The sequence below is a fragment of the Bacillus pseudomycoides DSM 12442 genome (assembly GCF_000161455.1).
GTDB lineage: Bacteria > Bacillota > Bacilli > Bacillales > Bacillaceae_G > Bacillus_A > Bacillus_A pseudomycoides.
The window spans coordinates 1,209,853-1,231,117 of record NZ_CM000745.1; the positions used below are offsets into that span (position 1 = coordinate 1,209,853).

22 protein-coding genes, 2 pseudogenes and 1 riboswitch are annotated in these 21,265 nt (G+C 35.4%); of the genes and pseudogenes, 16 read left to right on the forward strand and 8 right to left on the reverse strand.

The genetic code is table 11. The annotated features are described in order from the left end of the window. Nucleotide 1: 1 nt before the first annotated feature. The 7 genes from BPMYX0001_RS05935 to BPMYX0001_RS05965 all read left to right on the forward strand — a co-directional run bounded on the left by BPMYX0001_RS05935 (nt 2) and on the right by BPMYX0001_RS05965 (nt 6,656). Nucleotides 2-1,402, forward strand: coding sequence for a sensor histidine kinase (locus tag BPMYX0001_RS05935; protein WP_003206404.1), 1,401 nt, complete (start codon nt 2-4; stop codon nt 1,400-1,402). Between the two features lie 313 nt (nt 1,403-1,715). Next, nucleotides 1,716-2,405, forward strand: a complete 690-nt coding sequence (locus BPMYX0001_RS05940) for a FadR/GntR family transcriptional regulator (protein WP_255258758.1) — start codon at nt 1,716-1,718, stop codon at nt 2,403-2,405. A 171-nt stretch (nt 2,406-2,576) separates the two neighbouring features. Continuing rightward, the gene (locus tag BPMYX0001_RS05945; RefSeq protein ID WP_003206400.1) at nt 2,577-3,296 is read left to right on the forward strand and encodes a (Fe-S)-binding protein; all 720 of its coding nucleotides are present in this window, start codon (nt 2,577-2,579) and stop codon (nt 3,294-3,296) included. Between the two features lie 16 nt (nt 3,297-3,312). Further along, nucleotides 3,313-4,734 (forward strand): LutB/LldF family L-lactate oxidation iron-sulfur protein, encoded by a 1,422-nt coding sequence (locus BPMYX0001_RS05950; RefSeq protein ID WP_006094085.1) that lies wholly within the window; start codon nt 3,313-3,315, stop codon nt 4,732-4,734. After that, entirely contained in the window at nt 4,734-5,444 is a 711-nt protein-coding gene (locus BPMYX0001_RS05955; RefSeq protein WP_006094086.1) for a LutC/YkgG family protein, read from the forward strand. Before BPMYX0001_RS05950 ends, BPMYX0001_RS05955 begins: the two co-directional genes overlap by 1 nt. A 53-nt stretch (nt 5,445-5,497) precedes the next feature. Then, a complete protein-coding gene (locus BPMYX0001_RS05960) occupies nt 5,498-6,280 on the forward strand; it encodes a prepilin peptidase (protein WP_006094087.1) in 783 nt (260 codons plus the stop codon). Between the two features lie 64 nt (nt 6,281-6,344). Next, nucleotides 6,345-6,656 (forward strand): cyclic-phosphate processing receiver domain-containing protein, encoded by a 312-nt coding sequence (locus BPMYX0001_RS05965; RefSeq protein ID WP_033794431.1) that lies wholly within the window; start codon nt 6,345-6,347, stop codon nt 6,654-6,656. A 29-nt stretch (nt 6,657-6,685) separates the two neighbouring features. Here the strand turns inward: BPMYX0001_RS05965 and BPMYX0001_RS05970 are convergent, their stop codons facing one another. From BPMYX0001_RS05970 to phaQ, 7 genes are all read right to left on the reverse strand, one after another. Further along, a complete protein-coding gene (locus BPMYX0001_RS05970; RefSeq protein WP_006094088.1) occupies nt 6,686-7,537 on the reverse strand; it encodes a formate/nitrite transporter family protein in 852 nt (283 codons plus the stop codon). Nucleotides 7,538-7,851: 314 nt separating this feature from the next. Further along, the gene (locus BPMYX0001_RS05975; protein WP_006094089.1) at nt 7,852-8,649 is read right to left on the reverse strand and encodes a TerC family protein; all 798 of its coding nucleotides are present in this window, start codon (nt 8,647-8,649) and stop codon (nt 7,852-7,854) included. 91 nt (nt 8,650-8,740) lie between these two features. After that, a riboswitch (yybP-ykoY riboswitch) is annotated at nt 8,741-8,907 on the reverse strand. A gap of 38 nt (nt 8,908-8,945) precedes the next feature. Then, nucleotides 8,946-10,265: a TrkH family potassium uptake protein gene (locus BPMYX0001_RS05980; RefSeq protein ID WP_006094090.1), complete on the reverse strand. Its 1,320-nt coding sequence runs from the start codon at nt 10,263-10,265 to the stop codon at nt 8,946-8,948. Nucleotides 10,266-10,380: 115 nt separating this feature from the next. After that, a complete protein-coding gene (locus BPMYX0001_RS05985) occupies nt 10,381-10,566 on the reverse strand; it encodes an alpha/beta-type small acid-soluble spore protein (protein WP_000241213.1) in 186 nt (61 codons plus the stop codon). Between the two features lie 189 nt (nt 10,567-10,755). Continuing rightward, nucleotides 10,756-11,199 (reverse strand): MaoC family dehydratase, encoded by a 444-nt coding sequence (locus BPMYX0001_RS05990; RefSeq protein ID WP_018764158.1) that lies wholly within the window; start codon nt 11,197-11,199, stop codon nt 10,756-10,758. Nucleotides 11,200-11,300: 101 nt separating this feature from the next. After that, complete coding sequence (gene phaP, locus BPMYX0001_RS05995; RefSeq protein ID WP_003196062.1) at nt 11,301-11,825, reverse strand: polyhydroxyalkanoic acid inclusion protein PhaP; 525 nt, start codon at nt 11,823-11,825, stop codon at nt 11,301-11,303. A gap of 42 nt (nt 11,826-11,867) precedes the next feature. Beyond that, nucleotides 11,868-12,320 carry a poly-beta-hydroxybutyrate-responsive repressor gene (phaQ, locus tag BPMYX0001_RS06000; protein WP_003196063.1) on the reverse strand — a complete coding sequence of 151 codons (453 nt, stop codon included), beginning with the start codon at nt 12,318-12,320 and terminating at the stop codon, nt 11,868-11,870. Between the two features lie 198 nt (nt 12,321-12,518). Between phaQ and phaR the strand changes: the two genes are divergently transcribed. From phaR to BPMYX0001_RS06025, 5 genes and pseudogenes are all read left to right on the forward strand, one after another. Beyond that, nucleotides 12,519-13,001 (forward strand): polyhydroxyalkanoic acid synthase subunit PhaR, encoded by a 483-nt coding sequence (gene phaR, locus BPMYX0001_RS06005; protein WP_006094092.1) that lies wholly within the window; start codon nt 12,519-12,521, stop codon nt 12,999-13,001. 160 nt (nt 13,002-13,161) lie between these two features. Next, nucleotides 13,162-13,905: an acetoacetyl-CoA reductase gene (locus BPMYX0001_RS06010; protein WP_003196065.1), complete on the forward strand. Its 744-nt coding sequence runs from the start codon at nt 13,162-13,164 to the stop codon at nt 13,903-13,905. A gap of 83 nt (nt 13,906-13,988) precedes the next feature. Then, complete coding sequence (gene phaC, locus BPMYX0001_RS06015; RefSeq protein WP_003196066.1) at nt 13,989-15,074, forward strand: class III poly(R)-hydroxyalkanoic acid synthase subunit PhaC; 1,086 nt, start codon at nt 13,989-13,991, stop codon at nt 15,072-15,074. Between the two features lie 149 nt (nt 15,075-15,223). Beyond that, nucleotides 15,224-16,417, forward strand: a pseudogene (locus BPMYX0001_RS29270) (NAD(P)/FAD-dependent oxidoreductase). A 23-nt stretch (nt 16,418-16,440) separates the two neighbouring features. Beyond that, the gene (locus BPMYX0001_RS06025; protein ID WP_006094095.1) at nt 16,441-17,790 is read left to right on the forward strand and encodes a TrkH family potassium uptake protein; all 1,350 of its coding nucleotides are present in this window, start codon (nt 16,441-16,443) and stop codon (nt 17,788-17,790) included. Nucleotides 17,791-17,827: 37 nt separating this feature from the next. Here BPMYX0001_RS06025 and BPMYX0001_RS06030 read toward each other — a convergent pair whose 3' ends face one another. After that, complete coding sequence (locus BPMYX0001_RS06030) at nt 17,828-18,163, reverse strand: DUF3905 domain-containing protein (RefSeq protein ID WP_016113926.1); 336 nt, start codon at nt 18,161-18,163, stop codon at nt 17,828-17,830. Nucleotides 18,164-18,336: 173 nt separating this feature from the next. On the opposite strand from BPMYX0001_RS06030, the gene BPMYX0001_RS32970 reads away from it, so the two are divergent. From BPMYX0001_RS32970 to BPMYX0001_RS06055, 4 genes and pseudogenes are all read left to right on the forward strand, one after another. After that, complete coding sequence (locus tag BPMYX0001_RS32970) at nt 18,337-18,489, forward strand: hypothetical protein (RefSeq protein ID WP_000240797.1); 153 nt, start codon at nt 18,337-18,339, stop codon at nt 18,487-18,489. Nucleotides 18,490-18,770: 281 nt separating this feature from the next. Then, nucleotides 18,771-19,290, forward strand: a pseudogene (locus BPMYX0001_RS30340) (2-aminoethylphosphonate-binding protein). A 28-nt stretch (nt 19,291-19,318) separates the two neighbouring features. Then, complete coding sequence (locus BPMYX0001_RS06050) at nt 19,319-20,101, forward strand: DeoR/GlpR family DNA-binding transcription regulator (protein ID WP_003196072.1); 783 nt, start codon at nt 19,319-19,321, stop codon at nt 20,099-20,101. Between the two features lie 472 nt (nt 20,102-20,573). Beyond that, nucleotides 20,574-21,203: a class II aldolase/adducin family protein gene (locus BPMYX0001_RS06055; RefSeq protein ID WP_006094098.1), complete on the forward strand. Its 630-nt coding sequence runs from the start codon at nt 20,574-20,576 to the stop codon at nt 21,201-21,203. Nucleotides 21,204-21,265: the final 62 nt, after the last annotated feature.

The following is a 21,265-nucleotide window of genomic DNA, read 5'->3' on the forward strand; positions in this document are numbered from 1 at the left end:
CATGTTTACGATGGTACAAAAGCTTTGGCTTACGGTGGTATGTGCAGTATGTGTGACAGTTTCTTTTCTTTATTTCGTGTCCTTATATTCATATGAAAAGTTATATGTTCAAAACATTGAAGATTCGTTAGTAATGGAAGGGAAAAGGCTCGTATCTCAATATAAAAAGGACGAGGGTACGTTAGCGTTTGGAGAGAAAGTTCAGGCATTTGATCGTATCTCGAGTGCGGATGTACTTTTCGTTAGTAATCCTCGTGATTTAAGTGCTTGTATACCTTTTGATGTACATCATCATTCCCTTATTAGTGAGAGTGATAGACAAACATTGTTAGATGGAAAGACCGTTACGAAGGTTGGATATGAAGAACATTTCGAGCGTAATATTATGGGAGTTGTTATTCCTGTTTTAGAAGAAAAGAAATTAGTTGGGATTGTGTACTCATATATTCCATTAAAGAGTATTAAAGATTTAATCTATGATATGGGACTTATTTTAGCTCCATTAGCTTTCGTTATGATTTTACTTACAATATGGATTGGTAGAAAAATTATTATTGCGATTACAAAACCGCTCTCACAAATGGAACGAGTTGCAAATCATATGGCAACAGGAGATTTTTCTGAGCGTATTACGATTTCGTCGGAAGATGAAATAGGACGTTTAGGGAAAGCGTTTAATAAAATGGCAAATTCATTAGAAATGGAAGATGTCAAACGTAAGGAATTTTCAGCAAATGTTTCTCATGAACTGCGGACGCCGCTAAGTTATATTAAGGGGTATAGTGAAGCGATATTAGATGGAGTTGCAAAGGGACAGCAACAATCAAAATTTACACAGCTCATTCATAGAGAAGCTGGTCGTATGCAACGGCTTGTTCATGATTTATTGGATTTGGCGCAACTTGAAGGAGACCATTTTCCATTAAAAAAACAACCGATTGTATTTGCGCAGCTTATTGAAGATGTATTAGAAACGTACGAATTGAAATGTATGGAAAAAGAGCTGTATATTTCAACGGATCTTGATCCAGATATTATTGTAACGATTGATGAGGATCGGATGCAACAGGTGCTTCATAACTTGCTAGACAACGCTATTCGTTATACAAATCAAAATGGAAACATTTCTATACAATTGAAGAAAAAAGATAGGCAGTGTGAATTGAAAATAAAGGATACGGGAATTGGTATTGATGCTGAGCATTTAGAGCAGCTTGGCGAACGTTTCTATCGGGTTGATAAAGGGCGAAGTCGCAGGCATGGTGGAACAGGTCTTGGTCTTGCGATTGTCAAACAAATCGTGCATATCCATGATGGAGAATGGCGAGTCGAAAGTGAAAAAGGAAAGGGAACAACGGTTATTATAAAATTACCTGCGAATGAAGAAGGAAGTATGTTTTAGTTGTCAATTTCCCCACTTAAACGTAACACGTTTTGAAGTGGGGGTCTTACTATCCGTGAATAGAGGGGGAAATAGGAAATGAAGGCGAATAATACCAGATTAAATACCAGTTACAACCCGCTACTGGGTATAATAACCATCAATTTCCTCTATATAACAAAAATTTGGCTATTTTATGAACAAAACATTTGTACTTCTTACTAATTCGTTCTAAAATGGTTATGGATGCTATGTTCTTATAAATCGTTTGAATTGTTGTTTGGATGATACTGAGGTGATTTAACTGGAGTACAAATCTATTAAGCCGAAAAAAATTTACGAAGAAGTATCTGAAGCCATTTTAACGATGATAAAAAATGGTACATTAAAACCTGGTGACAAACTTCTTCCTGTTCATCAATTAGCCGAGCAGTTTCAAGTTGGCAGATCTGCAGTTCGTGAAGCGCTTAGTGCCTTGCGAGCTATGGGGTTAATTGAAATGAAACAAGGGGAAGGAACATATGTGAAGAACTTCGATTCTTCAGCATTGACAAAACCTTTAAATAACATGTTGTTAATGAAGAAGGAAGATATTTTAGATTTATTGGAAGTACGAAAAGTGCTTGAAGTCGGGGCAGTTCGGGCAGCAGCAGTAAAACGTACAGAAGATAATTTGAAAAATATGAAGCATTGGTTAGATGAAATGGAAAAAAGCATGGGGAATGAAAGGGCTGGTGAAAAAGCGGACTTTCATTTTCATATGGGAATTGCAGAATCTTCACATAACAACATCTTACTCGAACTTATGAATCATGTTTCGGAAATGATTGCTGAGACGATTGGTGAGTCGAGACGCATTATTTTATATGGTGAACAAACAACAGCAGAACGACTTTTAGAAGAGCATCAAGTTATTTATGATGCGGTATTGAAACAAGATGTGGAATCTGCACAGCAAGCAATGCTAAATCATTTAACAAATGTAGAGCATATTGTCACAGGTAGACAAGATATAAATTCGTGATTTAGTCTTTCAAAATTTCATTTTTCTGATAAAATAGAGAAAGATTGAGTAAGCGTTTTCTTTTTAGGGAGAGGTTTAGGTAGGTCAATTATGCCTAGCTTCTTCTTTCTGTTAAGTCATCTGATGACCATATGATTGTTGGCGAAGTTGTAATGAGGGGGAATTATAATTATGAAAGTTACTTTGTTTGTTACTTGCTTAGTTGATATGTTTGAAACAAATGTTGGTAAAGCAACGGTTGAATTGTTGGAGCATTTAGGGTGTGAAATTGAATTTCCAGAAGCTCAAGTTTGCTGTGGACAACCAGCATATAACAGCGGTCATGTAGAAGCAGCAAAAGAAGCGATGAAGCATATGATTGAAACTTTCGAAGATGCAGAATATATCGTTACACCATCTGGTTCTTGTGCGACAATGTTTCATGAGTATCCACACGTTTTTAAAGATGATCCGAAATGGGCACCTCGTGCACAAAAAGTAGCAGATAAAACATATGAATTAACACAATTTATTGTTGATGTGTTAAAAGTTACAGATGTTGGTGCGCACTTAGAAGGAACAGCGACTGTTCACAAATCTTGTCATATGACACGTTTGCTAGGAGTAAAAGAAGCTCCAGGGATTTTACTATCAAATGTAAAAGGGCTAACTGTAAAAGAACTACCAAACGTACAAAATTGTTGTGGTTTTGGGGGAACGTTTTCAGTTAAAATGACACCAATCTCTGAACAAATGGTAGATGAGAAAGTGGATAGTGTGATGGAAACAGGTGCTGATTATTTAATTGGTGCTGACTGTGGGTGTTTGTTAAACATTGGCGGACGTATTGAGCGCTTAGGTAAAGAAGTAAAAGTAATGCATATTGCTGAGGTATTGAATAGTCGCTCATGAAGGGAGAACATAAGCTATGTCTATGAAAATCAGTGAGAAAAAATTTAATGATCGCGTTGGCGATGGAATTCAAGATTCATTTATGCGCGGGGCAGTATCTTCTGCACAAACGCGTTTATATACAAATCGCTTAAAAGCAGCCGATGAATTAGGAAACTGGGAAGAATGGCGTGAACTTGGTGAACAAATTCGTCAGCATACGTTAGAAAACTTAGACTACTATTTAATGCAACTGAGTGAAAATGTATCTAAAAGAGGCGGGCATGTTTTCTTTGCAAAAACGAAAGAAGAAGCAGCACAGTATATTCAAGAGGTAGCAAAGAAGAAGCAAGCAAAAAAAGTTGTAAAATCAAAGTCGATGGTAACGGAAGAAATTAGCATGAACCATGCACTTGAAGAAATTGGCTGTGAAGTATTAGAGAGTGACTTAGGTGAGTACATTTTACAAGTAGATAACGATCCACCATCTCATATCATTGCACCAGCACTTCATAAAAACAGAACGCAAATTCGTGATGTGTTTAAAGAAAAGCTTGGGTATGAAAATTCTGATGATCCATATGAAATGACAAAGTTTGTTCGTAAACAACTTCGTGAAAAATTTATGGATGCTGAAATTGGGGTAACGGGATGTAACTTTGCAGTTGCAAATACAGGCTCTCTTTGTCTAGTAACAAACGAAGGAAATGCTGACCTTGTTATGTCTATTCCCAAAACACAAATCGCGGTAATGGGTATGGAACGTATGGTTCCAACTATGGAAGAACTAGATGTTCTTGTTGGTTTACTGTGCCGCAGTGCGGTTGGTCAAAAATTAACAAGTTATGTAACGGTAGCAGGACCGATTCAGGAAGAGGAAGTAGACGGACCAGAAGAATTTCATTTAGTTGTTGTTGATAATGGACGTTCTACAATTTTAGGTTCTGAATTCCGTCAAGTGTTGCAATGTATTCGCTGTGCAGCTTGTGTAAACGTATGTCCTGTATATCGTCATGTTGGGGGTCACTCTTATGGATCCATCTATTCTGGTCCAATTGGGGCAGTATTAACACCACTTTTAGGTGGATATGATGATTATAAAGAGCTTCCGTATGCTTCTAGTTTATGCGGAGCGTGTACAGAAGCTTGTCCGGTAAAAATTCCATTGCATGACTTGTTATTAAAACATCGCCAAGTCATTGTTGAGAAAGAAGGGCGAGCGCCACTTGCAGAAAAATTAGCAATGAAGATGTTTAGTATGGGTGCGTCTTCCGCATCTTTATACAAAATGGGATCTAAAATTGCTCCGGCTGCTATGAGTCCATTTACGTCTGGTAATCGTGTAACGAAAGGTGTAGGGCCGCTGAAAAACTGGACGGATATTCGCGAGTTCCCAGCTCCAAGTAAAGAAAGATTCCGTGATTGGTATAAAGATCATAAGAAAGGCGGGAATGACTGATGACAGGGACAATTCAAAACCGTGATTCCTTTTTAGACAACATTGCGAAAGAACTTGGGCGAGCGCGTAAAACAGAAGGAGTACAGCGTCCAGTATGGAAGAATAATGTAAACGTAGAAACGTTGAAAGATTATTCAGAGGAAGAATTGTTAGCAGTATTCAAAAAACAATGTACCAACATTCATACGACTGTAATTGAAACAACAAAGGATGAACTGAGTGCAGTAGTTCGAAAAGTAATTACTGAAAACGGCGGTGGACCTATTTTATTATCGGGGGACGAACGTTTTGATACGTACGGTTTGAATGCTCTATTTTCTATAGAACTTCCGAACGAAAATGTTGAAGTAAACACTTGGGATCCAGAGAAAAAAGAAGAAAATATTCGCTTGGCTGAAAAAGCAAATATTGGTATTGCTTTTAGTGATTACACATTAGCAGAATCCGGTACAATTGTCGTGCAAAGTCATAAAGGACAAGGTCGTTCTTTACACTTCTTGCCTACGATTTATTTTGCAATCATTCCACGTGAAACAATTGTACCACGTATTACACAAGCGGTTCATGATATGAATACGCGTGTAGAGAATGGAGAAGAAGTTGCATCTTGTATTAACTTTATTACAGGTCCAAGTAACTCAGCTGATATTGAAATGAATCTTGTTGTAGGTGTACATGGACCATTAAAAGCATATTATTTTGTAGTGTAAAATGGGGAAAAGCAGGCTAAGAAATGGCCTGCTTTTTTATTAGAACAAAGATAATGCGAAATGGAAGTGTCGCTCTCTTTTTGCTATATTTTTTTGGGGAAGGAGAGGATGGTGTGATATTTTATTTATATGCTTTTTTAATAGGAACGGTGCTAGGTTCTTTTTATACGGTTGTAGCAGTACGCATTCCTATTGGACAATCTATTATTGCTCCTCGTTCTTATTGTGACTATTGTCGTCATACGCTAAGGCCGAAAGAGCTTATTCCAATTATTTCTTTTTGTTTACAAAGAGGTCGCTGCATTCATTGTAAAATGAAAGTACCCTTTATTTATACATTGTTTGAGGTGATAACAGGGGGAGCATTTCTTTTTTTTACGTATGTGATTGGAATGGATAAAGAACTAATTCTTATATGGACGTTACTTTCTTTACTCATTATCATTACAATGACAGATTTGTTCTATATGTTAATCCCGGATGTAATTTTATTCTCTTTTGCTTGTTTATTTGTAATAGAACATATTTTTATTTCACTCGTTCCTTGGTGGGAGGGCTTGATTGGTGCAGGAACGATATTTATTGTGTTATATCTCGTTCAAATTCTATTTCCGAATGGACTTGGAGGAGGTGATGTGAAATTACTTTCGCTACTTGGATTTATAATAGGGGCGAAAGCAATTTTTATTGTGCTTTGTTGTGCCTCTAGTTTGAGTCTTTGTTTCTTTGGAATTGGTATGTTACTCAAGCGTATTACATCAAGACAACCATTGCCATTCGGACCGTTTATTGCACTTGGAACAATATGTTATTTGGCTATGATATATCTGGAATAAAGTGAAACTGTAATCAGTGGAGGTATTACTGTCCGCAAATAGCGGGATAAAGGAGAAGTAGAAAATGAAAGTGTATATGGATGATCAAAGACCTTGCCCCTTCGGTTATGTCTTAGCGACAACAGTCGAAACTGCTTTGAATTTTTTGCACAATTCTGATGTAGATATTATATCGCTCGATTATAATATGGGATGGCGTCAGAAAAATGGTTTGGATTTTTTAGAAGTTTTTTGTACGGAAGGCCTTTATGTACAGGAAATTCATTTACATACAAATGATTCAATTGGTATGCAGTACATGTTAGAACGGATAAATAAAGGAAAAGAAACGAGAGAGATTTCCTCAAATATACAGGTGAAATGCACTGGAAGTTAAAAAGCTCCAAGGGGATCCTTGGAACTTTTTTAGTGTTTCATCTGTGCTTGTAAAGGGATGATTTCTTCTTGTTGAACTGCTTCTAAGTTATCTTCTGCCGCTTTAGGCTCTGGATTTTTTTGAGTTAAATAATGATATACCATACCAACGAATACGGATCCGCCGATAATGTTGCCAATTGTAACCGGAATTAAGTTATGGATAGCACCAGCGAAAGAAATTGTATCAGGATGTGGTGATACTAAAGATAGTGCAAATAATGATAAGTTTGCAATACTATGTTCATAACCGGATAAGAAGAAAGTAAAGACAAGAAACATCATAATAAGTATTTTTGCTGTATCTCCTTTTACTTGAGAAGGTAGGAAACATGCAAGGCATACGAGCCAGTTACATAAAATCGCTTTGAAAAATAATTGCATTGTAGGTGTTCCCATTTTTACTGCAACGACTGTACTCATTAAATGTCCATGATTGATTGATTGGAAAATACCAGTTGCGTAAAATAACAATGCAAAAAATACTGCACCTGCTAAGTTACCTACATAACAAGCGATCCAATTACGAAGTGTATCGCCAATTGTTGTTTCCTTTCGCAGAGTTGCGACTGTAAAATACATTGTATTTCCTGTAAATAATTCAGCTCCGCCATATATAATTAATATAAGTGCAATTCCAAAAAACATAGAAGATGCTAAATATGTTGCGGGTGAATTTACAACATTGAAGAAATTCCCTAATTTAAAACATAGTACAATAGTAAAACCAATATAGATGCCAGCTAGTGCAGCGCGAATGAAATATTGCATTGGATTTGCATCCAACATTTGTTTCTTTTTCTGCGCAAGTTGTACAACGTAAGCTAATCCTTGTTCTAGCATAATAATACGCTCCTTTAGTACATTGTCTATAAGTACTCCTCATATGAATAAGGTACACGTATTTACTCTTAGTTTCAATAAGTTTGTGCAATGTTTCACAAAAAGGACATACCTTCTGAATGAAAGCGTTAACAAATTGTGGTATCATATCATATGTTTGTAAAAATAGAGGGAAATGGCAACTTTTTATGTAATAAAATGAAACTTCTATCATTTGGGTGTTATCTTTCAAGGATGGCAAATGGATTAGTTATCCTCTATCTATTTTTGAAGGGGGGACTATTTAGTGTCAGGTAAATGAAAAAACGCTGTTGTTACAGCGCTTTTTCATCCAAATTCTTTTGTGTATTTTGGACACTTGTATCTTTAGATAAGAACCAACCACCCATTGCAATTCCAATTAGTACAATCCAAAATCCAATTTTCCATGGTGCTGATTCTGGGAAACTGTGTGGAATAACATTTAAAGCAGGGTGTGCTAACGTATAAACTGCTAGTTTCACACCAACCCAACCAACAATTAAGAATGCAGCAGTTTCTAACCCTGGTTTACGTTTTAATATTTGTACGAAAGCAGATGCAGCAAATCGCATAATGATTAAACCAATGAGCCCACCTGTAAAAATAACAAGAAATTGTCCTGTATCAAGACTACCAATTGTACCAAGGCCTGTTTTTGGTAAAGTCATCGCTAATGCAACAGCTGCTAAAATAGAATCAACGGCAAACGCAATGTCGGCAACTTCAACTTTAAATACTGTCCACCAAAAGTTTTCTTGTTTTTTCTTTGTTTCTTTCTCTTCAGTTTCTTCATGTGTATTCTTTTTAACATATGTTTTGAATAAATGGTTACCAGCGATAAACATTAAATAAATCGCCCCCAGTGCTTGCACTTGCCATACGTCGACTAAGAAAGAGATCATAAACAATGATCCAAAACGGAACACGAAAGCTCCTGCTAATCCGTAAAATAATGCTTTTTTTCGTTTGTCTTCTGGTAAATGTTTTACCATAATGGCAAGGACTAGAGCGTTATCTGCTGCTAAAATTCCTTCTAGTGCAATTAAGATAAGCAATACCCAACCATACTCCAATAATAATGATACATCCATGTACATTCTCCTCTCAATTGTATAAATCCTAAACAAGTGAAGAGGTTTCCCCACTGTTTAGTTTCCCCATACTCCAACCTATCAACGACGGAAGGAATTGGAAAAGAATACAAAAAAGACCTCTGCCGTTGATAGGCAAAGGTCTTGCTAGACATATGTAATAAAAATGCCAACAAAGCCGGAAGAACTGAGTTCTACGTAATGACGACTTTGTTTCCAAGAATATATTCTTGGACGCTACTCCCCTTTGGAAATATGCTATTGTATTTTCATTATATGGATAATGTAAATGTTTGTCAACCTGTTAAAATGTCTTCGTTTGGATATTTTATCTTTCTTTGTTTTTTATGTGCAAAAGAAAATGCTAATGTTAAAGGACCCATTTTTCCAAAAAACATCATAAAGATAATGGTTATCTTTCCGATTATTGTCAATTTTGAGGTAAGTCCCATACTGAGACCAACAGTCCCAAATGCCGAAAATACTTCAAAGGCACTCATTAAGAGGGGAACTTGTTCGGTGATACTTAAAATTAATATGGCGAAAAAAATAAATGAGATTGAAATGACTACAATGGCAAGTGATTTTACAATCAAACCATCTTTTATTGATTTTTTAAAGATGACAATGTCATCTTGCTCTTGTAAAAATTTAAGAACCCCGAGTAGCATAATTAAAAAGGTTGTTAATTTAATGCCGCCACCTGTTGAAGCACTACCAGCTCCAATGAACATGAGCAACATCATTAGTAAAAGAGATGGTTTTGTTAATTGTGCCATGTCTACAGTATTAAAACCAGCTGTACGTGTGGAAACAGCTTGGAAATAGGCTGCTAGTCCTTCTTCAAACGGTGTAAATCCTTTCATAGAAATTGGATTATGGAATTCAAATATAAAAATTAAAATTGTAGCAGCAATATTTACAATAAGAGTAGATGAGAGCATAAGTTTAGAGTGTAATGTAAGGTTCTTAAAGTTGCGTTTTCTTTTTATATCCACTATGACTGTGAAACCAATTCCGCCTAAAATAATGAGAGAGGAAATGACTATGTTGACGAGTATACTATGAGATTGTGACATTAAATTATCAGTCCAAATGGAAAATCCGGCGTTGTTAAATGCTGAAATGGCATGAAAAAAACTATAATATAGTCCGTTAAAAACACCGTATTTTGGAACCCATTCAAAAGCAAGAAGAAGAGTAGCGAAACATTCAATGGTAAAAGAAAATAGAAATAATGATTTTGCGAGACGAATCACTCCGCCGATATTTGTTTGATTTAATGCTTGCTGTAGTAAAATTCGATTTTGGAGACCGATTTTTCTCCCGAGCATAATCGCGATTAATATAGCAAAGCTCATAATGCCGAGACCGCCAACTTGTATGAGTGTTAAAATGACAAGTTGCCCAAATAGGGTGAACACTTTTCCGGTGTCAACAACGCCAAGTCCTGTAACTGTAAATGCAGAAACAGTTGTAAATAATGCATCTAGCCAAGAAATTGAAGTTGTAGTGGAGATAGGCAGTTTTAATAGGCATGTTCCGATAATGGATAGTGCAATAAAAGATAACGTAAGTACACGAGGAGGACTCATTTTAATATTAATCCGTTTCATAGTATATACCTTTCCTTTCGGCTTGCTCTTTGTAGTATGTCAAAAAGAATTACAATGTATGTTGAAAAGGAAAAGAGGCAGAATATATCTGCCCCTGAATCAATTATTTATAGAATTATCCACGTAATTGTTGTTGTGCTAAGGAAACGAGACGTTTTGTTACTTCGCCACCGACAGATCCGTTAGAACGAGATGCTGTATTCGAACCTAAGCTTACACCAAACTCTTGTGCAATTTCATATTTAAATTGTTCTAGCGCTTGCTCAGCACCAGGAACAAGTAATTTATTTGTTTTTACCATTGATAACACATCCTAATTTATATTCCAGTTTATTTGTTTTTAATGAGCAGTAAAGGAATGTTTTGCTGATACAAGCTAGCTCACTGTATAAACTGGTATCGTTAGTGTATGTGTTATATGTTTGGTCATACACGGAAGTAATCGGTGAGATTAGAAGTTATTGGATACGAAAAAAGAGTAGCATGTGTGCTACTCTTTTTTCATTATTGTTGCTGTACCTTCGACAACTATATCATTCCATTGATTATATACATTTGTTTGCAACGTAATAATTTTTTTATCATCACGTTTTTTGATAACTTCTGCGACTACGCGTAAGGTATCACCAATTTTTACAGGTGCACGAAATGATACATTTTGTGATAAATAAATTGTGTTTTTTCCTGGTAATTTTGTTCCGAGAATGGTCGAAATAAATCCTGAAACAAGCATACCATGTGCAATTCTTTCTTTAAACATTGTTGTTTTTGCAAAAGAGTCCAGAATATGAATTGGATTTACATCCCCGGTCAGTTTTGCAAAAGTGATAATGTCTTCATTGGTAATCGTTTTTGTTAAGGATGCTTGATCGCCAACTTGAATCTCATCATAATGAAGCTCTGGAACAGACTGCGCTTCTTGAAATGGATTCATTTTTTCCTCCTTCTTTTCCATATCGAAAAATGTAAGCCATCTTGATGCAATGGGAGGAAGAAAGAGTTTAGTTTGTTCTGCGGTAAGCTGCCACATTTTCCTTACTTGATGGAAGTAAATAGATTTTTTGAGTTTTCCTCGAACTTTTTTACGAGTTCCAGTTGTGTAGATTTGAATTCTTCCAAAAAACCTTCTAATTGTTTTTGACCCTCGTCACGTTGAAGTTGTTGTTGTTCAATGAATTGTTTTGTTGTTTCTTCAAACTTGCCGTTCGTTTGAGTAAGAATCGATAAAGATGTTTTTGTTGGAGACACAGTAAGTTGATGAATATGATTAGAAAGTTCGTTCCATTTTTCTTGCCATTCGTTAATTTGTTCATTTAAGGAGTTGCCTGTGAATTGCTTCACGTATTCTGTATATTGACTATTAAATTGAGTAGTGAATTGTTGTAGTTCTTTTTCGAGTTCATCTACTCCTGCTGTTAATTTATGCAAAGCATCCTGCTGTTGTTTTAAAGTTTCTAAAGTAAGTTGCTCCAATTGTTTCCCTGCTGAAGAGAAAAGGGAAAGAGAATGTGACCAATTTTTCCAAAATGCATCGACCAGTTCGTATGGTTTAGTTTCCATGGTTTGACCTCCAAATATTTTTTTGCATATTGTGAACGCAGATTATTCTGCTGTACCACCAGGTGAAGATGAAGATTTTTTTTCATCCTTTTCTGGAGAAGTAGAAAATGGAAAGAATGCATTGGTGTATAACGTGAAGAATGTTCGCAACATATTTTGGTAATGTTCAAAAGAGGTCGCGCATGTTGCTAAATATTGCTCTCCATATTCTGTTAAAGAATAAATTCGCTTTGCTGGCCCTCCTTCACTTGTATCCCAAGTGGAAGATATGAGGTTTTCTTTTTCTAACTTGCGCAAGGTTCTATAAACATTACCTTGGTCAACGGAAGAAAAGCCAATATCCATTAGCATTTGAATCAGTTTGTAACCGTGAAGACTCCAGTCTTTTAGACAGAGAAGTAAGAAGGGAACTAAGAAGTTTTTTGGCATGGAGTTTGGTTGTTTCGCTTGGTTTGTTTCCAAACTTTCTTGTTGTTCTGGTTCATTATGTAGCATGATTGTGCATCACCTCATGAATCAGTTAAATGGAATTTTTTGCTTATAAGTGCAATTTACACCTATCTGTTTTCTATGTCAATACATTTGTTGGAATATAGAAAAAAACAAAATACAGACTTGAAGTTTTATTCAGAATATTAGAAAATAGTGAATAGGTTGAATTGTTTCAAAAACGAATAAAGGAGTGTAGGAGAAGTGATTGATCAAAAATTCGATCCACTACAAGCATGGAAAGAAGCTTATGAACAGACCGAAACATTTTGGGGAAAAACGCTCAATGAAACAATCAAAACAGAAGAATATTCTGCTTGGATGGGAAGCGTTCTAGATTTGAATTTGTTTTATCAGAAGATGTTGAATGATGCAACAAAAGGCTATTTAGAAAAAGTGAACATGCCAACCCAAGACGATATCGCAAGAGTAGCTACGCTTGTTATTAACTTAGAAAATAAAGTTGATAACATCGAAGAGTTTTTGGAAGAAAAAGCAGATTCTTTAGGACAATCTCCTACGCTAAAACGTGATGTAACAAAAGTGAAACAAGATATTCGTACATTAGAAGATAAAGTGGATAAGATTTTAGGATTACTTGAAAAACAAAATGAAGTGTTAGCAAAATTACAGGAACCAGAGAAAGAAGTGGCGAAAGCGCCTCTGAAACCAGAGAATAAAAAGTAGTTAAGAAGTGTTGTTTATACGTTCAAAAAGGGAAAGGGAGAACCTCTTTTACGAATGGTATGAACAGCTGAAAATAGTTTGTATGTAGAATATCGTTTTAAAATATGCATCAAGGTGATGCATTCTTATATCTAACAAATTCAATAAAGGGGGAATAGAAATGGTTCAATTAAATGGTAAAGTAGCAATCGTAACAGGTGGGGCAAAAGGAATTGGTAAAGCGATTACAGTAGCATTAGCAAAAGAGGGAGCAAAGGTTGTTATTAACTATAATAGCAGTAAAGAAGCGGCTGAAAATCTAGTGAATGAATTAGGAACAGAAGGTCATGATGTATATGCAGTTCAGGCAGATGTTTCTAAGCTAGAAGATGCGAAGCGCCTTGTAGATGAAGCTGTGAATCATTTTGGTAAGGTAGATATTCTTGTAAATAATGCTGGTATTACAAGAGACCGTACTTTCAAAAAATTAAACCGTGAAGATTGGGATCGCGTAATCGATGTAAACTTAAGTAGTGTATTTAATACAACGAGTGCGGCACTTCCTTACATAACAGAATCAGAAGAGGGTAGAATCATTAGCATTTCTTCTATTATTGGACAAGCTGGTGGATTTGGACAAACAAACTATTCAGCAGCAAAAGCTGGTATGTTAGGATTTACAAAGTCATTAGCGCTAGAACTTGCGAAAACAAATGTAACAGTGAATGCGATTTGCCCAGGATTCATTGATACAGAAATGGTAGCAGAAGTGCCGGAAGATGTTCGTCAAAAAATCGTTTCTAAGATTCCAAAGAAACGTTTCGGACAAGCGGATGAAATTGCAAAAGGTGTTGTATACTTGTGCCGTGATGGAGCGTATATCACTGGTCAACAGTTAAATATTAACGGCGGATTATATATGTAATGAAGCAAGGAGAAAGTGCATATCCATAGCAGGAGTGCACTTCTTTCTTGAAGAAGGAAATCAGTTAAAAAGGAGATAGGAAAATGACTACATTCGTAACAGAATGGGAAAAGCAATTGGAACTATACCCAGAAGAATATCGAAAAGCATATCGTCGTTTTAAAAGAGCGAGTGAAGTTTTACTGCGTGAACCAGAGCCACAAGTTGCTTTAACTCCAAAAGAGGTCATTTGGACGAAAAATAAAACGAAGCTGTATCGTTACATTCCAAAGCAGGAAAAAACACATTCGGTTCCCATTTTATTGATCTATGCGCTAATTAATAAACCATATATTATGGATTTGACACCAGGAAATAGTTTGGTGGAATATTTAGTAGATCGTGGTTTTGATGTGTATATGCTTGATTGGGGCACATTCGGTTTAGAAGATAGTCATTTAAAGTTTGATGATTTTGTGTTCGACTATATTGCAAAAGCAGTTAAAAAAGTAATGCGAACTGCAAAAGCGGACGAGGTATCTCTACTCGGATATTGTATGGGTGGTACGCTAACATCCATTTATGCGGCACTTCACCCACATATGCCGATTCGAAATTTAATTTTTATGACAAGTCCATTTGATTTCTCTGAAACCGGATTATATGGTCCATTATTAGATGAAAAGTATTTTAACTTAGACAAAGCAGTTGATACATTTGGAAATATACCGCCGGAAATGATTGATTTCGGAAATAAAATGTTAAAGCCAATTACAAACTTTGTTGGTCCGTATGTTGCTTTACTTGATCGCTCAGAAAATGAGCGCTTTGTTGAAAGCTGGAAGCTAATTCAAAAATGGGTTGGAGATGGTATCCCATTCCCAGGTGAATCGTATCGACAATGGATTCGCGATTTTTATCAAAATAATAAATTGGTTAAAGGTGAGCTCGTGATTCGAGGTCAAAAAGTAAAACTTGAAAACATTAAGGCAAATGTCTTAAATATTTCTGCAAAACGTGATCATATTGCATTGCCATGCCAAGTAGAGGCGTTGCTGGACCATATTTCTAGTACAGACAAACAGTATGTGTGCTTGCCGACAGGACATATGTCAGTTGTATATGGTGGAACGGCTGTAAAACAAACGTATCCTACAGTTGGAAATTGGCTTGAGGAACGCTCTAATTGAAGTGAAAAAGTGATTAATATGGCTTGAACACATATCTTTTTTGTTCATACGAATGAAATGGAAAATCCAGCTAGCATAGGCTAGCTGGATTTTTTTATGTAAAGTAACAAAAAATAAAAGGGAGGAAATTCAATTGTAGGAGAATAGTTATGAAATTAGCATTAGGGAAGTTATACTGGAATGAAGAAGCTTGTATGCCTTGTTATCCGATATTAGAAAATGATATGATATGTGATGTGCTTATTGTTGGAAGCGGAGAATCAGGCGCTCAAATTGCATATTTTTTAACAAAATTAGGAATGAGTGTCACGTTGATTGATAAACGAAAAATTGCACACGGAAGCACAGTTGCTAATACAGGATTACTACAATTTGTTCATGATAAGTCATTGACATCTTTGATTCATACATTTGGGGAAGCAAAAGGGGTGCGAGCTTATCAGCTTTGTTACTAGGCACTGCGAACATTGGAACAGGTTGTTCCAATGTTAGATATTGATCCTTGTTTTATTCCGAGAAGAAGCTTATATTATGCAAGTCAAAATGAAGATATTTCATTCCTTCAAGAAGAGTATCGTACATTACAACGTTACGGATTTCCTGTTGAGTATTTTACAGAATCTGATATTAAGAAACGATATTCATTTACAAAACCGGCAGCATTATATACAGGGGGGGATGCAGAAGTGAACCCGTATATGTTAGCTCATGGTCTTATACATAAAGCAAACCAGCTAGGTGCTTCTATTTTTGAAAATACAGAGGTTGTGCATATTAAGCCTGTTCAAAAAGATTTGGTTTCTTACACAAAAATAGGTAAGAAAATTGTAGCGAAAGCAGTGATTATGGCTACAGGATATGAAACACTATTTGGGAAAAAAGAAGCAAATACAACGGTAGAAACCTCTTATGCTATTGTTACAAATGAGCAAGAGCATTTTAATGGGTGGCACGAACAATCATTAATTTGGGAAACTGCTCGGCCGTATTTGTATTTTCGTACGTACAAAAATAGAATTATTGTAGGCGGATTAGATGAAGCGATGCAACTTCAGAAATTTGGTGATACAAAGTTATTGCATAAACGAGAGTTGCTAACTAAAATTATACAAGAGATGTTTCCAAATCTTTCAAATATAAGAGCTGAATATTATTGGGCTGCTGCATTTGGCGGAAGTCATGATGGTCTTCCTATTTGTAAAGAAGATGATAAAGTCTCTAATTTGTATTATGCATTACCGTATGGAGGAAATGGAACTGTATATGGAATGGTATTTGCAAAACTATTTCAGCAGTTATTTACAAATAAAGAAAATGATGATTTTTCTTTGTTTAATCGATAGAAAAAAGGTAGCGAAGTGATGGGATGAGAGATATAAAGAAATTTTTGCAAAAATTGCGTCCGGTACAGCTTATTGTTTTATTTTATTTCATAGCAGTAATTGTTTCTGTAATTTTATTAAGTTTACCATTTGTCATTAAGCCAGGTGTAAAATGGACTTTTATAGATGCGTTATTTATATCTGTTAGCGCTGTTAGTGTTACGGGGCTTTCAGTGGTTTCTATTCCAGATACGTTTAATACGGCAGGTATTATGATTTTAGCGCTCGTATTACAATTAGGCGGTTTAGGAATTATGGCACTTGGTACATTTGTTTGGATGATAACAGGTAAGAAAATAGGATTGCAGCGAAGACGATTAATTATGGCAGATCATAACCAAGGAAATTTATCAGGGCTTGTTGAGTTGATGCGGTCTATTTTAATTTTGATTATTTCGATAGAAGTGGTTGGGGCGCTTCTATTAGGAACAAGATTTTTACTCTATTTCCCAAGTTGGAAAGAAGCGTATTTTCATGGTTTTTTTGCCTCTATTAGTGCAACAACGAATGGTGGATTTGATTTAACTGGTCAGTCGCTTATTCCATATCAGAAAGACTATATTGTACAAATAATTCATATGCTTCTTATTATTTTAGGAGCAATTGGCTTTCCTGTGCTAATGGAAGTAAAACAGTATTTGAGTAAGGAAAAACATCAATTGTTTCGTTTTTCACTATTTACAAAATTGACAACAACGACATTTTTCTCGCTTATTATTGTGGGAACAATCGTTATTTTTTTATTGGAGCGAAATCAGTTTTTATTAGGGAAATCCTGGCATGAAACGGTATTTTATACGTTGTTTCAATCCGTTACAACGAGAAGTGGTGGATTAGCGACAATGGATATACGTGACTTGTCACAGCCGACGCTTTTATTTATGAGTGTTTTAATGTTTATTGGTGCTTCTCCAAGTTCAGTTGGAGGGGGAATACGTACAACGACGTTTGCTGTGAATATTCTTTCCCTATATACGTTTGCAAAAGGTGACAGAACGGTACGTGTTTTTAAACGGCAATTGCATGAGGAAGACGTTTTAAAAGCGTCCGTTGTTATGACTATGGGGATTTTATTATGTGCTTTTGCTTTATTTATTTTATCGATGACTGAAAATGCACCATTTATGAGTTTAATTGTTGAAGTATGTTCTGCATTTGGAACGACTGGGTTATCAACAGGTATCACTTCTGATTTAACAACTGCTGGAAAACTTGTATTAATTGTTCTCATGTTTATTGGTCGTGTTGGTATTTTAACATTTATTTTAGCAAGTGGTGGAAGGGAACAACCACCTCGCTATAAATATCCCAAAGAGAGAATTATTATTGGATAACATGAAACCATTCTACCTATAAAGGTAGAATGGTTTTTTAATCGTTAATACCAAATTGAGGGTGCATAAATGAATCTTCAACCCCGTCTGTTTTGTTTCGTAACACTTCTTGATTTTCTTCTGAAATCCATCCGATATCATTTGTTGGATGGATCCATTCTTCGCCAGCCATAATGGCCGGATCAACTTCATCACTCCAATTGTTAAGTGGGCTATTTTTAGAATTGTATTTACTATCTCCAATTACAACATCGTATTGATTAATAAAGGGTTGTTGCATTTGTTTTCCTGTTCCTTTAAAGGAGGGGAAATTCATTTGATGCGGCAAGGTTTCATCTAAAATGGGTGAATGAATTTGTTGTTTTTTCTTCAAAGTAATCGTTCCTTCTTTATTATAGTAGGAAATATGAATTTCCTGTTCAGATATAGTGTTTCCATATATACGTTGCTTTGTACTTGTTAACACTTCCCATCAATAATTTTTGAAAGTTTTCTCAAACTAATATAGAAAGTAAGATGTCATTACAGTGAAGGAAGGTATTGTAAGTGGTAAAACGAAAAGTAAAACAACATGCGGCAATGAATCATAATAAAACTCCAAAAGAAAGCCTACCGGATGCGGAATTTGCGGTAGAGTATGAAAATGAAAATCCAGCGAAATATGCAAATCGCAATTCAAAAAAGGGTAAGCAAAAATGAGGCGTTTTTTACAAACGCCTCATTTTTTTGTGGAATTTTTAATCTTTTCTTAATTAATTGTAAATTTTCTGTTTTTTTGTTGTGAAAAAATATGAAAAAACATTGAAGTAGCAACGTATTACACAAAAACAAACAACAAACAAAAGATTAATGTTAGTTTAATACTGTTTTTACACTTGGCGTTTATATTGGAGTTGTACATAAGAAAAATAAAAGGAGAGAGAAAAAGTGAAAAAACACTCTGTAAAGCTGTAGCAACCGGGGGAATATTTTCTTTATTAATGGGATGTGGTACTAAGAAAGAAGAAACTGCTGGGGCGAAAGTGAAAGATGACAAACTGTCTGGATCATTAGCAGTTTACACAGCAATTGAAGAAGAACTTGTACCTAGTTATCTTGATTCCTTTAAAAAGAAATACCCAGATGTGAAATTAAATATTGTTCGTGATTCAACAGGGGTTATTACAGCGAAATTGTTAGCAGAAGGGAAAAATACACAAGCAGATGTTGTATGGGGAACAGCAGCTTCTAGTCTTTTAGCTCTAGAAAAGAAAGAAATGTTGAAAGAATACTCTCCAAAAGGTGTAGATCGTGTACTTTCGCAATTTAAAGATGATAAAAAGCCAGAAAAATGGATTCGCGACGATTAAAAATGATTATAAACTTCCGGATGGTTTCCCAAAAGATGTAACAGATAAGTTATATAAAAATAACGATTTTAAATGGGCGGCTGATAATCGCGATAAAACTTTAGAACGTTTGGAAAAAGAATTTGGGCAAAAAGCAGAACCGAAAAAGTAAGTGGGAGAGAGAAAAATGAGGTGAAGTTATGTCTATTGTTGGAGAAGAGAGAAAGCGTAGTATTCTTGAAAAAGTAGAGTTTAAGGGAAAAGTGAAAGTTTCAGAGCTAGCAAGTGAATTTTCAGTATCAACAGAAACCATTCGCAGATATTTAGAAGAGCTTGATCGGGAAAAGAAGTTGAAGAAAGTATACGGGGGAGCGGTTCAACTTCCGGGAGCAGGGATAGAGCCCCCTATGCTAGAAAGAGAAATGCTATATATTGAGGAAAAGAAAAGAATTGGCTATAAAGCAGCAACTTTTGTAGAAGATGGAGATGTCATTGTTATTGATGATGGAAGCACGCCCCTGCAAATGGTCCCGTATCTCGTTCATCGGAAAAACTTAACTGTTGTGACGAGTTCATTTCCTGTTGCAACCCAATTCATTTCTTCTATAAATAAAAAAATGTTTGATGGTGAAGTATTATTTATTGGAGGAAAGGTATCTCCAAAACACTGTCGTGTATCAGGATCTATTTCACAGCAAGTCATTCGTCAGTTTCATTTTCATAAGGCATTTATTTCAATTGATGGATTGTTACCTAGTTTTGGAATCTCGAGTTTTGAATTGGAAAAAGCTAAGTTATCAGAAGCGATGATTCAATTAGCGGAAAAGGCGTTTATTTTATGTGATCATACAAAACTGGGGGTAAAAGGAAATTATCGAATCGCCGGTTTTTCTGATATTGGGCACGTAATTTGCGATAAAAAAATGCCTCATAGTTTTGAAGAATTTATTACAAAAAATAATATTCGCTGGACGATTAGTTAAATATAGGTTTCCAATCCGAAAGTTGTAGGGCCTACTGTTTTATTGTTTTACACATAGATGAGAGAGGTACTTTGAAAAGTTTTGTATCAGTGCAAAAAAAATGGACACATTTTTCGGCTTCCTTCATATAATTTACCAACAGAAAAAAAGTTGACTAGAGGAAAGAAGGGGAAAAGGTGTCGGAACGCTTGTATAATAAACTTATATTGTATACAAATATGTTACAAAAGATCGGCATTATTAATGAGCAAGAGAAGAGTGAGATGCTTCAAATGATGAACAAAAAGGCTCTGTGAAAGAGCTTTTTTTGTTGTGTAACACGTGCCTAATTTTCAGGTAGATGAAGAAATTGTATTGACAAAAAGAGATTCTCATGTGATAATTCAATTAAATTTTTGGAATAATCAAAAAATACTTCTTTTACATAGAAATGGCTAAACCATTACAGTAATATTCTCATGGGGGTGACGAAATGTTATTTTTTTTAAAGAAGTGGAAAGAGTTAAGAGATGTAAGAATGGAATTGGCTCTCCGTGATTGGTTTTATGGTACAAAAATTAGTTTATCTATGCGGACATCACAAGAACCATTAACATTTTTAGTAAATATTGAAGGAAGAGACAAAGGGTTATTTGCAGAAGAGGATTTTATTGTAGTAAATAGTATGTGTGAGCCTGTATTTGCAAATGATGAAAAACCAGCAGTTGAATCGTTTATGCATGCAGATATTTATAAAAAAGGTAATGCGGAGTGTATTTTGCAAGTTCAAACTGTAGATAGTCATTTAATATCAGAGTTATATGGAAAAGAAGGAGCAGTTACATTTGAAAAACGCACTGTAGAACGTGTTTTTGGAAAAGAAGGAATTACAGAGATTACGATTCCGATTGTAGAAAATGAAAAGAAGTTTGCTGATTTATTAGAGAATCATGTTCCTAATTTTATAGAAGGCGGCGGTGCTATACTTGTTCATAATTACGGAATGATTGTATGGGGAAACTCGCCAGAAGAGACGAAAAAATGGCTAGAAGGGTTAGAGTATTTAATGAATTATCACGTGAAATTATTGATGATTAAAGGAACTAAGAGTTCAGTTATATAAAGAGAATAATTCGTCACGTGCAAACTAATAAATGAAAGCGTTTTAAAAAATAATTTCACTCA

What these genes read in the sequence shown, in the direction of transcription:
- BPMYX0001_RS05935 (WP_003206404.1), top strand. Translation starts at nt 2, where the DNA reads ATGTTTACGATGGTACAAAAGCTTTGGCTTACGGTGGTATGTGCAGTA.
- BPMYX0001_RS05945 (WP_003206400.1), top strand. Translation starts at nt 2,577, where the DNA reads ATGAAAGTTACTTTGTTTGTTACTTGCTTAGTTGATATGTTTGAAACA.
- BPMYX0001_RS05950 (WP_006094085.1), top strand. Translation starts at nt 3,313, where the DNA reads ATGTCTATGAAAATCAGTGAGAAAAAATTTAATGATCGCGTTGGCGAT.
- BPMYX0001_RS05955 (WP_006094086.1), top strand. Translation starts at nt 4,734, where the DNA reads ATGACAGGGACAATTCAAAACCGTGATTCCTTTTTAGACAACATTGCG.
- BPMYX0001_RS05960 (WP_006094087.1), top strand. Translation starts at nt 5,498, where the DNA reads ATGCGAAATGGAAGTGTCGCTCTCTTTTTGCTATATTTTTTTGGGGAA.
- BPMYX0001_RS05965 (WP_033794431.1), top strand. Translation starts at nt 6,345, where the DNA reads ATGAAAGTGTATATGGATGATCAAAGACCTTGCCCCTTCGGTTATGTC.
- BPMYX0001_RS05970 (WP_006094088.1), bottom strand. Translation starts at nt 7,537, where the DNA reads ATGCTAGAACAAGGATTAGCTTACGTTGTACAACTTGCGCAGAAAAAG.
- BPMYX0001_RS05975 (WP_006094089.1), bottom strand. Translation starts at nt 8,649, where the DNA reads ATGGATGTATCATTATTATTGGAGTATGGTTGGGTATTGCTTATCTTA.
- BPMYX0001_RS05980 (WP_006094090.1), bottom strand. Translation starts at nt 10,265, where the DNA reads ATGAAACGGATTAATATTAAAATGAGTCCTCCTCGTGTACTTACGTTA.
- BPMYX0001_RS05985 (WP_000241213.1), bottom strand. Translation starts at nt 10,566, where the DNA reads ATGGTAAAAACAAATAAATTACTTGTTCCTGGTGCTGAGCAAGCGCTA.
- BPMYX0001_RS05990 (WP_018764158.1), bottom strand. Translation starts at nt 11,199, where the DNA reads ATGAATCCATTTCAAGAAGCGCAGTCTGTTCCAGAGCTTCATTATGAT.
- phaP (WP_003196062.1), bottom strand. Translation starts at nt 11,825, where the DNA reads ATGGAAACTAAACCATACGAACTGGTCGATGCATTTTGGAAAAATTGG.
- phaQ (WP_003196063.1), bottom strand. Translation starts at nt 12,320, where the DNA reads ATGCTACATAATGAACCAGAACAACAAGAAAGTTTGGAAACAAACCAA.
- BPMYX0001_RS06010 (WP_003196065.1), top strand. Translation starts at nt 13,162, where the DNA reads ATGGTTCAATTAAATGGTAAAGTAGCAATCGTAACAGGTGGGGCAAAA.
- phaC (WP_003196066.1), top strand. Translation starts at nt 13,989, where the DNA reads ATGACTACATTCGTAACAGAATGGGAAAAGCAATTGGAACTATACCCA.
- BPMYX0001_RS06025 (WP_006094095.1), top strand. Translation starts at nt 16,441, where the DNA reads ATGAGAGATATAAAGAAATTTTTGCAAAAATTGCGTCCGGTACAGCTT.
- BPMYX0001_RS06050 (WP_003196072.1), top strand. Translation starts at nt 19,319, where the DNA reads ATGTCTATTGTTGGAGAAGAGAGAAAGCGTAGTATTCTTGAAAAAGTA.
- BPMYX0001_RS06055 (WP_006094098.1), top strand. Translation starts at nt 20,574, where the DNA reads ATGTTATTTTTTTTAAAGAAGTGGAAAGAGTTAAGAGATGTAAGAATG.